Below are 13,215 nucleotides of genomic sequence, written 5' to 3'. Positions count from 1 at the left end.
AAAATGTCTCATGTGGTCTATGGTTGTCTCATGTCTGTCGACCGAGACCAGGTGCTGCGCAGTGCCGCCGCCCTGCTCACCCGCAAGGGCTCCGCGACCATGGACGAGGTCGCGAAGGCCGCCGGTGTCAGCCGGGCCACCCTCCATCGTCACTTCGCCGGCCGTGACGCGCTCGTCCGCGCGCTTGAGGACCTCGGTCTGCGGGAGTGCGAGCTGGCCCTGGACGCCGCCCGTCTCGACGCGGGCGGCGCGGCGGACGCCCTGCGGCGCCTGGTCAAGGAGCTCCAGCCCGCCGCGGGACTGCTCGCGTTCCTCGTCACGGAGAACGCGCTGTTCGAGGGCGAGACCCAGCACGAGGGCTGGTCCCGGATCGACACCCGAGTGGCCGAGCTGTTCCGGCGCGGTCAGGAGAGCGGCGAGTTCCGCATCGACCTGACCCCGGTCTGGCTCACCGAGGCCCTGTACGGCCTCGTCAGCTCCGGCGCCTGGGCCGTCCTCGACGGCCGCGTCGCGACCAAGGACTTCAGCTACATGATCGCCGAGCTGCTCATCGGCGGAGCACAACGGAGAGTGGAATCATGACCCGCACCGCACAGCGCACCCCGTCGGCCGAGGTGGCCCGGCCGCCCGGCCGCTGGCTGGCCCTGGCCGTGCTCGTCCTCGCCGTCCTGCTCGTCGCCGTGGACGCCACCGTCCTCGGCCTCGCGACGCCGTACATCAGCGAGGACCTCAAGCCCTCCGGCACCCAGCTCCTGTGGATCGGCGACGTCTACTCCTTCGTGATCGCCGGTCTGCTGGTGTCCATGGGCAGCCTCGGCGACCGCATCGGCCGCAAGAAGCTGCTGCTCGTCGGAGCCGTCGCCTTCGGCGCGGTGTCCGTGCTCAACTCCTACGCCACCACGCCGGAGCTGATGATCCTGGCCCGGGCGCTGCTCGGTGTCGCGGGCGCCACCCTGATGCCCTCGACCCTCGCGCTGATCCGGAACATCTTCCACGACCCGCGCGAGCGCAGCATCGCCGTCGGCGTGTGGGGCGCGATGGCCTCGGCGGGCGCGGCGATCGGCCCGGTCGTCGGCGGCTTCCTGCTCGAACACTTCTGGTGGGGCTCGGTCTTCCTGATCAACCTGCCCGTGATGGCGGTCCTCGTCCTCGTCGGCATCAAGCTGCTCCCCGAGTCGAAGAACCCCGCACCCGGCCCCTGGGACCTGATCAGCGTCGCCCTGTCGCTCATCGGCATGATCGCCGTGGTGTACGCGATCAAGGAGGCGGCGGCGGGCGGCGCGGGCTGGGAGGTGCTCGCCGCGGGCGTCGTCGGGGTCGCGGCGCTCACCTGGTTCGTCCGGCGGCAGCTCACCCTCGAAGCACCGCTGCTCGACATGCGGCTCTTTCGCAACCGCGGCTTCTCCGCCGCGGTCCTGGCCGACCTGCTGACCATCCTCGGCCTGTCCGGCCTGGTCTTCTTCCTGTCGCAGTTCCTGCAACTCGTGCAGGGCAGGCGGCCGTTCGAGGCGGGCCTCGCCGAGCTGCCCGCCGCGCTCGGCGCGGTGACGGCGGGTCTGATCGCGGGCCTGGTGGCCCGCCGCTTCTCGGTGCGTTCCGTGGTCGCGGGCGGGCTCGCGGCGGTGGGCCTCGCCCTCGCCGCGCTCACCACCCTGAGCCAGCACACGGGCTATCCGCTCCTCGGCGCCGCGCTCCTGGTGGTCGGCGTCGGCGCGGGCTTCGCCTTCACGGTGACCGCCGACGTGATCCTGTCCAGCGTGCCCAAGGAGCAGGCGGGCGCCGCGTCCGCGGTCTCGGAGACGGCGTACGAACTGGGCGCGGCCCTCGGCATCGCCCTGCTCGGCTCCATCGTCACCGGCGTCTACCGCGACTTCACGGCCCCGGCGGGCACCCCGCCCGACGCCGCGGCGGCCGCCCACGAGTCCCTCGGCGGCGCCGTCGAGGCGAGCGCGGGGCTGCCGGAGCACACGGCGGGTCCCCTGGTGTCGGCGGCGCAGGAGGCCTTCGTCGACGGCCTGCGGGTCGCCGCGGGCGTGGGCGCCGCGGTACTGCTCGCCACGGCGGTCGCGGCCTGGTTCCTGCTCAAGGGGCAGAAGCTGGAGGAGGGCGTCGAGCACCCCTGACGCCACCGCCGCCCGCACCCGGCGAAGCGCCAGCGCCTGACGAAGCGCCCGTACACGGCGAAGCATCCGTACACGGCGAAGCGCCCGTACACGGCGAAGCGCCCGTACACGGCGAAGCGCCTGTACACGGCGAAGGGCCGCACCCCACGTGGGATGCCGTTGGCGAATTCGGGGTCCTGCTACTTCGCCCCGTCGATCGTTTGGTCGGCGGGGCGAAGTCGTGCGAAGTGGCTGGTGCGGGTCCGGGCCAGGGGTGTTCCGGTGAGGTGGGCGTCGAGGCGGGCAAGGTTGATCGCGGTTGCGGTGAGCTGGTGCTGGAGGCGGGTTCTGGCGAGTCCGCGGTAGCGGCACCGGCGCAGACCGGCGGTGTGAACAGCGTGGGAGAGGGTGCCCTCGATGCCGTTGCGGGCCGCGTAGCGTTCCCGCCACTCGGGAGTGCCCTGGGCTGCACGGGCCTGTTGGATCGCCTCGTGTTCGGCCCGGGGCCGCAGGGTGATTTCCCTTCTCGCGGCTCGGGGTGAGCTCACGCACTCGGGGCGCGCGGGGCAAGTGCGGCAGTCAGCGGGTGAGAACCGGACGATGATGATGGGGGCGCCACGATCGGAGATCTTGTCCCGCCATTGGGTGGCGTTCTTGCCGTTCGGGCAGGTCACGGTCTGGCTCTGCCAGTCGATGGCGAAGGCGCTCTGGCTGTAGGGGCCGCTGGCCTGGGCAGTGGTGTTGCCGCGGATGGGGCCGGTCAGGGTGATGCCGTACTGACGATCGGCGGTGACGATGCGGGGTCCGTCGATGTAGCCAGCGTCCAGTAGATGCTCGCCGGGCAGAAGGTCCCTGGCGGCGAGGGCGTCGTGGACCAGGTTGGTGGCCGTGCTGTCCTGGACGGTAGCGTCCTGCGTCAGCACGTTCGTGATCAGGTGAGACGTGTCCGCATCGCAGGTCTCGGTCAAATGGACCTTGAAACCGTCCCACTTGATATCCCGCTTCACACTCGCGCGAGCGTCGGTGTCATAGGGGCTGACCAGGCGAAGAGCACCCGGCGGGCACTCTTTTGGGTCCCGCCATCGCACCTCGCCCTCCGTATCGAACACGTACTGCTGAACCCAGGCCCGGCGCAGGATCTGGACGGCGGGCAGCTCGCGCAGCCACACGGGCGCCCCGGCGGCGTGCACGTCGGCCAGCAGGCGCATGCCGTCCCGGCCGGTCTGCTCGGCCAACTCGGTCCGCTTGGCCTTGCCGGAGGGCAGCCAGTAGTCCTCCGGCCGGGTGGCATACCGGTCGAACCAGGCCGGATCAGCGTGGGCGGACAGCCAGTTGGGGGCCGCAGCGGCGAGTGCGTTGAGCGCAGCGCGCAGGGTCTCGATGACGAACTCCAGCCGGTTCAGCGACCGGATCGCGGCCAGTACGTGGGTGGAGTCGGTGCGGGCCCTGCCTGGCGCCTTCAGCATTCCCGCCTTCCGGGCGGACTCCAGGACGTGGTCGAAGACCTGCTGCCCCGCTTCCGCCTCGACCAGCCGGGTGCGGAACTCGCTGAGTACGGAGTAGTCGAAGCCCGGGTCGGTAAGCTCCAGGCCCAGGGCGTATTTCCAGTCGATCCGGGCCCGCACCGCCAGGGCCGCCTGCCGATCGGGCAGCCCCTCGGCGAACTGGAGTACCGACACCAGCGCGAGCCGGCCCGGGGACCAGGCCGGCTTGCCCCGGGACGGGAACAGATCCGCGAACTGCTCGTCCCGGAACAGCACCCCCAGCTCATCCCGCAACCGGATCGCCAGACTGCCCTTCGGGAACGCCGCCTGGGCCACCCGCACCGTCTCCGCGGGGATCTCCCCATCTCCGATCGGACGCATCGACATCGACACCCACCCCATACGACAACGTCGGCCTTCAAGACCACAACCAGGTCTTGAAGGCCGACGTCACGCAGAGCCCCGAATTCGCCAACGGCATCCCACGTGGGGTGCGGCCCTTCGCCGTGTCGCGGCCCGGTTCAGGCCGCCTTCGCCTTCGTGGCGTACATGTCCACGTACTCCTGCCCGGACAGGCGCATGACCTCCGTCATCACGGAGTCCGTCACCGCGCGCAGCACATAGCGGTCGCGGTCCATGCCGTCGTAGCGCGAGAACTCCATCGGCTCGCCGAAGCGGACCGTCACCCGGCCAGGACGCGGCAGGCCCTTGCCGCCCGGCTGCAGCTTGTCCGTGCCGATCATGGCGAACGGCACCACGGGCGCGCCCGTCATCAGCGTGAGCCGGGCGATGCCCGTGCGGCCGCGGTAGAGGCGGCCGTCGGGGGAGCGGGTGCCCTCCGGGTAGATGCCGAACATCTGGCCGTCGTCCAGGACCCGCTTGCCGGTCATCAGGGCGGCCACGCCGCCCCGGCCGCCGTCGCGGTCCACCGGGATCATGCCGACGCCGGTGAAGAACCAGGCCATCGCGCGGCCCTTGAGGCCCTTGCCCGTGACGTACTCGTCCTTGCCGATGAAGTAGACCGGCCGGTCACAGATCACGGGCAGGATCATCGAGTCGATGAACGTCAGATGGTTTCCGGCCAGGATGACGGGACCGGTCCCGGGGATGTTCTCGGCACCTTCTACCCGCGTGCGGAACGTCAGGCGCAAGATCGGTCCGAGCACTGCCTTCAGGAGCGCTAGACGGGACAACGGTTCCTCCGGTGTCAACGGGTCGACGGCAAGTCGCTGCAGGTGAGGACCATACTCGCGGGTCCCCGTTGAACGCACATCGGGTTCATGCGACCGATACGCAGAGTTGACCTGAGTTTGCGCGCCCCTTGCCCCACGAGGGTCCTACCAGCACGACCGTATCGCCGTACGAACTGCGCCGCTTGTCCGAGTGGCCCTTCTCACGCTCCCCGCGGGCCGCGTCCGGAAGCCCTCCCCGGGGCCCGGACGCCTTGAAGCCCGGCGTTCCCCCGCGCCGGGCGCGCGCGCCTTCACGCCCCACGCGGCCTTCGGCCATCGCGCGTCACCCGTACGTTCGACCCCGGGTCTCCCGTACGTCACCTGTCGCCACCTACGATCGGTGCCGCTTTGTCAGGTGCAAGGCGGCACACGGCAGTACACGAAGAGGGAGCCCTCATGGCGAACGAGGAATACGGCGCGACGGCCGAGCGGCGGACGGGGACGAGCCCGGGGCGGCGGGCGGTCCTGGGGGCCGCGGTCCTCGGTGCGGGCGCGGCCGTCGCGGGCGCGCCCGGCGTGGCGAGAGCCGAGGGCCGCCACGGGAAGGGCCACGGGCACGGCCACGGCGACGAGCTGCCGGTGCCCACGGTCATCGCGCACCGCGGCACCAGCGGCTACCGGCCCGAGCACACGCTCGGCTCCTACCAACTCGCCCTGGACATGGGCGCGGACGTCATCGAGCAGGACGTCGTGCCCACCAAGGACGGCCATCTCGTATGCCGTCACGAGAACGACATCACCGCGACCACGGACGTCTCCGCGCACCCGGAGTTCGCGGGCCGCAAGACCACGAAGTCCGTGGACGGCGTCCAGCTCACCGGCTGGTTCACCGAGGACTTCACGCTGGCCGAGCTGAAGACGCTGCGCGCCAAGGAGCGCATCCCCGGCACCCGCCAGCGCAACACGCTCTACGACGGCCGCTGGGACGTCCCCACCCTGGAGGAGGTCCTGCGCTGGGCCGAGCGCGCGGGCCGCGAGCGCGGCCGCCGGGTCTGGCTGCACATCGAGACCAAGCACCCCACCTACTTCCGCAAGCTGGGCCTCGGCCTCGAAGAGCCCCTCGCCAAGCTCCTGCGCCGCTACAACCGCCACCGCAGGCACTCGCCGAACTTCCTGCAGTCCTTCGAGCCCAGCAGCATCCAGCGTCTGCGCAAGCTCGTCGACGCGCCCGGCGTGGTCCTGCTGTCGTCCGCGAACTCCCGCCCCTGGGACTTCGTCGAGGCGGGCGACCCGCGCACCGTCGCCGACCTCATCAAGCCCGAGGGCCTGCGCTGGATGGCCTCGTACGCCAAGGGCATCGGCCCGACCCTGGACCTGATCATCCCCAAGGGCCCGGACGGCAGGCTCCTGGAGCCGACCACGCTGGTGCGCGACGCGCACGCCGAGGACCTGATCCTGCACCCGTACACGATGCGCAACGAGAACACCTTCCTGCCCGCCGACTTCAAGAAGGGCACGGACCCCAACGCGTACGGCGACGCCTTCGGCGCGTTCAAGAAGTACTTCGCCACCGGCATCGACGGGATCTTCTCCGACAACGCGGACACGGCGCTCCTCGCCGCCGCCGACTTCCGCGACGGCGGCACTGTCAACCGATGACGGGAAACTCCCGGTTGGAGTGAGCCGCGGCCGTTTCGGAAACCCGGCGCCGAAACGGCCGCGTCGTCGCGGATATGACGCCCTCGCTCTCGCCCGACCTCGTCACCGCCCTGCGTCCGCTGCTCGCCGCGGAGGCCTCGGCGGAGGCGCACGGCTCCGGCGCCGAACCCGGCGACCTCGAGCAGGCCGTGTGGCTGCGCCTGATCGAACACCTGGACGCCAAGGGGTCCCTCGCCGACCCCGCGGGATGGCTGCGCACCGCCGTCCGCGACGAGGCCCACCGCAGCCGCCACGCCGCCCGCCGCGAGCGGCCGTACGTCACCGAACCGGCCGACGACCTCCAGGGCGGGCCCGAGCAGCGCGTGCTGCGGGCCGACCGGCACCGGATCCTGCACGCGGCCGTCCGCAAGCTCCCCGGACGGTGTCCTCGGCTCCTGGCTGCGCTTCTGTCGCCCAAGGACCTCACTTACCGTGAAATCGCAGGAGAGTTGGGAATGTCACAAGGATCTTTGGGGCCAGAACGTTCCCGGTGCCTGGGATGCCTGCGCAGAATGCTCGCGCAAGAGGTTGCGACTCCTGGCCCGTGGGGAAAGGAGTGAGGGACAACCGGTGGAGCAGGTGAGCGGGAGGCATGCGCACATGGGCATGAGCGTGACCATCTCGGAGGCGGCGGCCGACGACCAGGACGCCGCCGAGCAGATCCTCAAACTGCAGTACCTCTGCTACCAGAGCGAGGCCGAGCTGTACGGCGACTACTCGATCGAGCCGCTGACCCAGACCCTGGAGTCCCTCAAGGCGGAGCTGGCCGGGGGCACCGTCCTGGTCGCGCGGCTCGGCACCGAGGTCGTGGCCTCCGTGCGGGCCAGCGTCGACGGGGCGGGCACGGCGCGCGTCGGCAAGCTCGTCGTCCACCCCCGGATGCAGCGGCACGGCCTGGGCGGGCGGCTGCTCGACGCGATAGAGCGACGGCTGGGCGAGGGCGGCGCCGCCCGCCGCTTCGAGCTGTTCACCGGGCACCGCAGCGAGAGCAACCTCCAGCTGTACCGCAAGCACGGGTACGCGCCGGTGGGCACGCGGCGCGTGGACGACCGCCTGACGGTGGTGACCCTTGCCAAGGAGGTGGCGGCTGAGGCTTACGCCGCCAGCGCCTAGGCGCTTCGCGCGGTAGTTTCGTCCGCGGGCGCGTTGGGGCTGGTCGCGCCGTTCCCCGCGCCCCTTCGGGGCGCTTACGGGCGCCCGGCCTTGCGCAGCCAGTACAGGGCGGTCACCGGGAGCAGCACGGGGATGAAGAGGTACCCCATGCCGAAGTCCGACCAGACCGTCGCGTCCGGGAACGCGGACGGCTCCGCCAGGGTCCAGGCCCCGACCCCGAGCACGCCGGCCAGCTCGGCGGCGCAGCACACCAGCGCCGCCCTGCGGGCCCTCTCGCCGCCGCGCACCAGCGAGTACGTGATGAAGCCGTAGACCACACCGGCGAGCGCCGACAGGGTGTAGGCGAGCGGCGCCTTGTCGAAGTCGGTGGAGATCTGCACCGCCGAGCGGGACACGGCGCCGACCACCATCACGCCGTACAGCCACACCAGCAGGATGCCGGGGCCCGTGATCAGCTTCTGGCGCTCCGGCCCGCCGCCGCGCTCGGGAGCCTCTCCGGATCCGGATTCGGTCACGGCCACCTCAGCCTCCCCAGATGTCGTACAGGCGCACTTCGAGCACGGCGAGGACCACGCCGCCCGCGGCGACGGTCGCCGAGCCCCAGCGGGTGCGCTCCGCGAGCGACATGAATCCCGCCGCCGGAACGCAGGCGAACGAGCCGATCAGATACGACACGAAGATCGTCGTGCCCTGCTCCGGGTCCTCGCCCCGGGCCAGCTGCACGATGCCGACGATCAGCTGGATCAGGGCGAGGAGGGTGACCACGCCCATGCCGATGAAGTGCCAGTCCTTCGTCGGCTGGTCCCGGTAGGCGGCGAAGCCGCACCAGGCCGCGAGCGCGAGCGCGGCCACGGAGGTCGCGACGGTCAGGGCAACAAGCATGCGGAGACCCTATTACGGGCCAAAAGGCCCGATGCGCTCGGCCCCGGGGGCCCGGGTCCCGGCGGGTGAGGCCCACGTATCGTCGATCTCCATGAACACCCAGGCCGAACCCCAGCCCCTGCGGGCCGAAGCGCTCCTGTTCGACAACGACGGCACCCTCATCTCCTCGATGGAGTCGGTCACGCGCTGCTGGACGCGCTGGGCGGGGGAGTGCGGCATCACCGCGGAGGACTTCGCGCGGGTCGAGCTGCACGGGCGCCCCGCCGCCGAGATCGTGGCCGACCTGCTGCCCGCCGAGCGGGTCGCGGCGGCGGTCGCGCGGATCGAGGAGCTGGAGGTCTCGGACGTCGCGGGCGGTGTCGTCGCGCTGCCCGGCACCCTCGACCTGCTCGCCGCGCTGCCGCCCGAGCGCTGGGCCGTGGTCACCTCCGCCACCCGCCGCCTGGCCGAGGCCCGCCTCGACGAGGTGGGCATCCGCCCCAAGACGCTGATCGCGGCCGACGACATCAGCCGCGGCAAGCCCGACCCGGAGCCCTTCCTGCTCGCCGCGCGGACCCTCGGCGTCGACCCGGCGCGCTGCGTGGTCTTCGAGGACGCCCCCGCGGGTCTCACGGCGGGCCGCGCCGCGGGCATGACCACCGTGGCGTTGACCACAACGCACCGCGCGGCCGAGCTGTCCGCCGACGTCCTCGTCAAGGACCTCTCGGAGGTGTCGGCGCAGGCCACGGCGGGTGGGGTCGAGATCGTCCCGCGCGCCCGAAGGGGCCGGTGAGGCGACATCGTGCGTCCGACAGGCGGGCATCGGACGTCCGCTATTCGGACAACGGTGGCGGTGCGACGCCGCCCGCGTGTTTTACTGTCCGCATGACCACGACGAGCAGCCGCACCCTTGCGACCGAGGCGATGACGACGCCCGGTGCTCGTTGTATGTGTCGAATGTGCGCCTTCTGAGGGCCCCCGTACCACCGAGCCTCGCGCCCCGAAGCGAAGCCGCCGTGCCCCGCGTCCCCACGTTCCGCCCGCAGGCGACGTAACGGAAGCGAGAGCCCGCCCCCGCGCACACGTCCTCCGGTTCCACCGCCACCGCGAGAACCGTGCCGCGTTCCGAACGAATGCCCCGTGCCCCGGCGACACCATGCGCCGCGCACTCGACAGTGACGGAAACCCAGTGATCACCACTTCCGGCCTCACCAAGGTCTACCGCTCACGCGGTCGTGAAGTAACCGCCCTCGACGGAGTCGACCTCCACGTGCGCGAAGGCGAGGTGTACGGCGTCATCGGCCAGTCCGGCGCCGGCAAGTCCTCGCTCATCCGCTGCGTGAACCTCCTGGAGCGCCCCAGCTCCGGCACCGTGACGGTGGCGGGTCAGGACCTCACCGCCCTCGCCGGACGCGGCCCGCGCGCGGGCCGGGAGCTGCGGGCCGCCCGCAGCCGCATCGGCATGGTCTTCCAGCACTTCAACCTGCTGTCCTCGCGCACCGTGCAGGACAACGTCGAGCTGCCGCTCGAAATCCTCGGCCTGTCCGGCAAGGAGCGCACCCGCAAGGCGCTCGACCTGCTCGACCTCGTCGGCCTCGCCGACAAGGCCAAGTCCTACCCGGCCCAGCTCTCCGGCGGCCAGAAGCAGCGCGTCGGCATCGCCCGCGCCCTCGCCGGCGACCCGAAGGTGCTGCTCTCCGACGAGGCCACCAGCGCCCTCGACCCGGAGACCACCCGCTCCATCCTCCAGCTCCTTCGCGACCTCAACCGGCAGCTCGGCCTGACCGTCCTGCTCATCACGCACGAGATGGACGTCGTCAAGACCGTCTGCGACTCCGCCGCCCTGATGGAGCGGGGGCAGATCGTGGAGTCCGGCACCGTCAGCGAGCTCCTGGCCACGCCCGGCTCGCAGCTCGCCGCCGCGCTGTTCCCGCTCAGCGGTGCCGCGACCGGCGACCAGCGCACCGTCGTCGACGTCACCTTCCACGGCGAGGCCGCGACCCAGCCGGTCATCTCCCAGCTGTCGCGCACGTACAACATCGACATCTCGATCCTCGGCGCCGCCATGGACACCGTCGGGGGCAAGCAGGTCGGCCGCATGCGCATCGAGCTGCCCGGCCGCTTCGAGGAGAACGTCGTGCCCATCGGCTTCCTGCGCGAGCAGGGCCTCCAGGTCGACGTCGCCGGGCACGACACGCCCGCACCGCAGGACTCCGTGCTGGTGAAGGAAGGTGCCAAGTGACCTGGGACGAAATGCAGCCCCTGCTGGAGCAGGCCTGTTGGGACACCCTCTACATGGTCGGCTGGTCGGCGCTCATCGCCGTCGCCGCCGGTCTGCCGCTCGGCCTGCTCCTGGTGCTCACCGACCGCGGCGGCCTGTTGCAGAACGTCGTCGTGAACAAGGTGATCGGGCAGGTCGTGAACATCGGCCGCTCGATGCCGTTCATCATCCTCATGGTCGCCCTGATGGGCTTCACGCGCTCCATCGTCGGCACCACCATCGGCCGTGAGGCCGCGATCGTGCCGCTCGCGATCAGCGCCATCCCGTTCTTCGCCCGCCTGGTCGAGACGGCCGTGCGCGAGGTCGACCACGGCCTGGTCGAGGCCGTGCAGTCGATGGGCGGCAACACCTGGACCGTGGTCCGCAAGGTCCTCGTGCCCGAGTCGCTGCCGTCGCTCATCTCCAGCGCCACCACGACCGTCGTCGCCCTCATCGGCTACTCGGCGATCACCGGCACCGTCGGCGCCGGCGGCCTCGGCGACCTCGCGGTCCGCTACGGCTACCAGCGCTTCGAGACCGAGCTGATGTGGATCACCGTCGGCATCCTCGCCGTGGTCATCTCGATCATCCAGTTCGTCGGCGACTACGCCGCCCGCAGGCTCCACCGGCGCGGCAGCCACTCGGGCGCCGCACCGCGTCTGAAGCTGCTCCGCGCCAAGGCCCCGAAGACCGTCACGGCCGAGGCGGAGCCCGCCAAGGCTTCCTGAGTCCCCAGAGTTCGCTGAGTTCGCCCAGCGGGCGCCCAGCACCACCCCCGCACCACCGCCGCGGGCGTGTACCACCCATGGAGAAAGGCACTTTTCGTGCGTAACACCACCAAGATCACCGCTGCTGTCCTGACCGCCGGAGCCCTCACCCTGGGCCTCACCGCCTGCGGCTCGGACAAGGACTCCGCGGGCGACAAGGACGGCGCGCTCGTCGTCGCCGCGACCCCGACCCCGCAGGGCCAGATCCTCGACTTCGTCAAGAAGAACCTGGCGAAGAAGGCGGGCCTCGACCTGGAGGTCAAGGAGTTCACCGACTACGTCACGCCGAACACGGCGACGCAGCAGGGTGAGGTCTTCGCGAACTACTTCCAGCACAAGCCGTACCTGGACGACTTCAACAAGAAGAACGGGACGGACATCGCCCCGGTCCCGAACGGCACGGTGCACCTGGAGCCGCTGGGCGTCTACTCGAAGAAGATCAAGAAGATCGACGACCTGAAGAAGGGCGCGACGGTCGCCGTCCCGAACGACACCACCAACGAGGCGCGCGCCCTGAAGCTCCTCGCGGACAACGGCGTCATCAAGCTCAAGGACGGCGTCGGCTTCGAGGCCACCCCCAAGGACATCGCGTCCAACCCGCTGGACCTGAAGTTCAAGGAGCTGGAGGCCGCGGCCCTGCCGCGCACCATCAAGGACGTCGACGCCGCGGTGATCAACGGCAACTACGCCCTGGAGGCCGACCTCAGCCCCGCCAAGGACGCCCTCGTCGCCGAGAAGGCCAAGGGCAACCCCTACGGCAACTTCCTCGCCGTGAAGAAGGGCAACGAGGACGACCCGCGCGTGAAGAAGCTCGCGAAGCTCCTCACCTCGCCCGAGGTCAAGGCGTTCATCGAGAAGAAGTACGACGGCGCCGTCGTCGCGGCGTTCTGACATGCGGACGCCGGGCACAGCCGTGGCGGCCGGGGCCCTGGCCCTGGCGCTCGGCCTGACCGCCTGCGGCTCGGGTTCCGGCTCCGACGGCGACAAGCTCGTCGTCGGGGCCACCCCGACCCCGGCCGGTGAGGTCCTGGAGTACATCCAGCAGAACCTGGCGGAGAAGGCGGGCCTCGACCTCCAGATCCGCGAGTTCACCGACTACGTCGCGCCGAACACCGCCCTCCAGGAGGGCTCCCTCGACGCCAACCTCTACCAGCACACCCCCTACTTGAAGGACTTCAACGCCTCCAAGAAGGCGGACCTGGTGCCGGTGACCGAGGTCTACCTGCCGCCGATGGGCGTGTACGCCGACGGCGGCAAGGACCTCGACGACGTCACCCGGCTCCGCTCCGGAGCCGTCGTCGCCGTCCCGAACGACACCACCAACGAAGGCCGGGCGCTCCAGCTGCTCGCCTCCAAGGGCGTGATCGAGCTCAAGAAGGACGCGGGCGCGAACGCCACCCCCGAGGACATCGCGGCCAACCCGAAGAAGCTCACGATCAAGCCGTTGGAGCCCGCGCAGCTGCCGCGCTCCCTGAAGGACGTCGACGCGGCCGTCATCAACAACAACTTCGCGCTCGAGGCGGGCCTGAGCCCCAAGAAGGACGCCATCCTCCTGGAGTCGGTGAAGGACAACCCGTACAACAACGTCCTCGCGGTGAAGAAGGGCCACGAGGACGACCCGAAGGTCAGGAAGCTCGCCGAGCTCCTGAAGTCGCCCGAGGTGAAGAAGTTCATCGAGGACAAGTACAAGGGGTCGGTGCTGCCCGTCACGACGGGCTGACACGCGTCGGCACCGGCGCCGCACCCACGGGGTCCGCT

14 protein-coding genes are annotated in these 13,215 nt (G+C 70.8%); 10 read left to right on the top strand and 4 right to left on the bottom strand.

Translation table 11 applies throughout. The annotated features are described in order from the left end of the window. Positions 1-30 precede the first annotated feature (30 nt). Together C9F11_RS08290 and C9F11_RS08285 are read left to right on the top strand one after the other, a co-directional pair. Entirely contained in the window at positions 31-582 is a 552-nt protein-coding gene (locus C9F11_RS08290; protein ID WP_249401642.1) for a TetR/AcrR family transcriptional regulator, read from the top strand. After that, complete coding sequence (locus tag C9F11_RS08285) at positions 579-2,123, top strand: MFS transporter (RefSeq protein WP_138958633.1); 1,545 nt, start codon at positions 579-581, stop codon at positions 2,121-2,123. Before C9F11_RS08290 ends, C9F11_RS08285 begins: the two co-directional genes overlap by 4 nt. A 179-nt stretch (positions 2,124-2,302) precedes the next feature. Here C9F11_RS08285 and C9F11_RS08280 read toward each other — a convergent pair whose 3' ends face one another. Together C9F11_RS08280 and C9F11_RS08275 are read right to left on the bottom strand one after the other, a co-directional pair. Then, positions 2,303-3,973: an IS1182 family transposase gene (locus C9F11_RS08280; RefSeq protein ID WP_138958190.1), complete on the bottom strand. Its 1,671-nt coding sequence runs from the start codon at positions 3,971-3,973 to the stop codon at positions 2,303-2,305. A gap of 134 nt (positions 3,974-4,107) precedes the next feature. Continuing rightward, on the bottom strand, positions 4,108-4,752 hold the full coding sequence (locus C9F11_RS08275; protein ID WP_242715647.1) for a lysophospholipid acyltransferase family protein: 645 nt from the start codon (positions 4,750-4,752) through the stop codon (positions 4,108-4,110). Between the two features lie 462 nt (positions 4,753-5,214). On the opposite strand from C9F11_RS08275, the gene C9F11_RS08270 reads away from it, so the two are divergent. From C9F11_RS08270 to C9F11_RS08260, 3 genes are all read left to right on the top strand, one after another. Then, on the top strand, positions 5,215-6,417 hold the full coding sequence (locus C9F11_RS08270; RefSeq protein ID WP_138958631.1) for a glycerophosphodiester phosphodiesterase: 1,203 nt from the start codon (positions 5,215-5,217) through the stop codon (positions 6,415-6,417). A gap of 74 nt (positions 6,418-6,491) precedes the next feature. Then, positions 6,492-7,016, top strand: coding sequence for a sigma-70 family RNA polymerase sigma factor (locus tag C9F11_RS08265; protein ID WP_138958630.1), 525 nt, complete (start codon positions 6,492-6,494; stop codon positions 7,014-7,016). 40 nt (positions 7,017-7,056) lie between these two features. Beyond that, the gene (locus C9F11_RS08260) at positions 7,057-7,569 is read left to right on the top strand and encodes a GNAT family N-acetyltransferase (protein ID WP_138958629.1); all 513 of its coding nucleotides are present in this window, start codon (positions 7,057-7,059) and stop codon (positions 7,567-7,569) included. Positions 7,570-7,643: 74 nt separating this feature from the next. Here C9F11_RS08260 and C9F11_RS08255 read toward each other — a convergent pair whose 3' ends face one another. Continuing rightward, a complete protein-coding gene (locus C9F11_RS08255; RefSeq protein ID WP_138966234.1) occupies positions 7,644-8,084 on the bottom strand; it encodes a hypothetical protein in 441 nt (146 codons plus the stop codon). 7 nt (positions 8,085-8,091) lie between these two features. Beyond that, entirely contained in the window at positions 8,092-8,451 is a 360-nt protein-coding gene (locus tag C9F11_RS08250; RefSeq protein ID WP_138958628.1) for a hypothetical protein, read from the bottom strand. 91 nt (positions 8,452-8,542) lie between these two features. On the opposite strand from C9F11_RS08250, the gene C9F11_RS08245 reads away from it, so the two are divergent. The 5 genes from C9F11_RS08245 to C9F11_RS08225 all read left to right on the top strand — a co-directional run bounded on the left by C9F11_RS08245 (position 8,543) and on the right by C9F11_RS08225 (position 13,177). Beyond that, entirely contained in the window at positions 8,543-9,223 is a 681-nt protein-coding gene (locus tag C9F11_RS08245; protein ID WP_138958627.1) for an HAD family hydrolase, read from the top strand. 396 nt (positions 9,224-9,619) lie between these two features. Continuing rightward, entirely contained in the window at positions 9,620-10,672 is a 1,053-nt protein-coding gene (locus C9F11_RS08240) for an ATP-binding cassette domain-containing protein (RefSeq protein WP_138958626.1), read from the top strand. Beyond that, the gene (locus C9F11_RS08235) at positions 10,669-11,418 is read left to right on the top strand and encodes a methionine ABC transporter permease (protein WP_138958625.1); all 750 of its coding nucleotides are present in this window, start codon (positions 10,669-10,671) and stop codon (positions 11,416-11,418) included. Before C9F11_RS08240 ends, C9F11_RS08235 begins: the two co-directional genes overlap by 4 nt. Before the next feature lie 96 nt (positions 11,419-11,514). Further along, positions 11,515-12,348 (top strand): MetQ/NlpA family ABC transporter substrate-binding protein, encoded by an 834-nt coding sequence (locus C9F11_RS08230; protein ID WP_138958624.1) that lies wholly within the window; start codon positions 11,515-11,517, stop codon positions 12,346-12,348. A 1-nt stretch (position 12,349) separates the two neighbouring features. Then, on the top strand, positions 12,350-13,177 hold the full coding sequence (locus tag C9F11_RS08225) for a MetQ/NlpA family ABC transporter substrate-binding protein (protein ID WP_138958623.1): 828 nt from the start codon (positions 12,350-12,352) through the stop codon (positions 13,175-13,177). The last annotated feature ends 38 nt before the right edge of the window (positions 13,178-13,215 follow it).

The sequence above is a fragment of the Streptomyces sp. YIM 121038 genome (genome assembly GCF_006088715.1).
In the GTDB taxonomy this organism is placed as follows: domain Bacteria; phylum Actinomycetota; class Actinomycetes; order Streptomycetales; family Streptomycetaceae; genus Streptomyces.
Note: the sequence above shows the minus strand (reverse complement) of the source record. Positions and strands in the feature narration are given on the sequence as shown.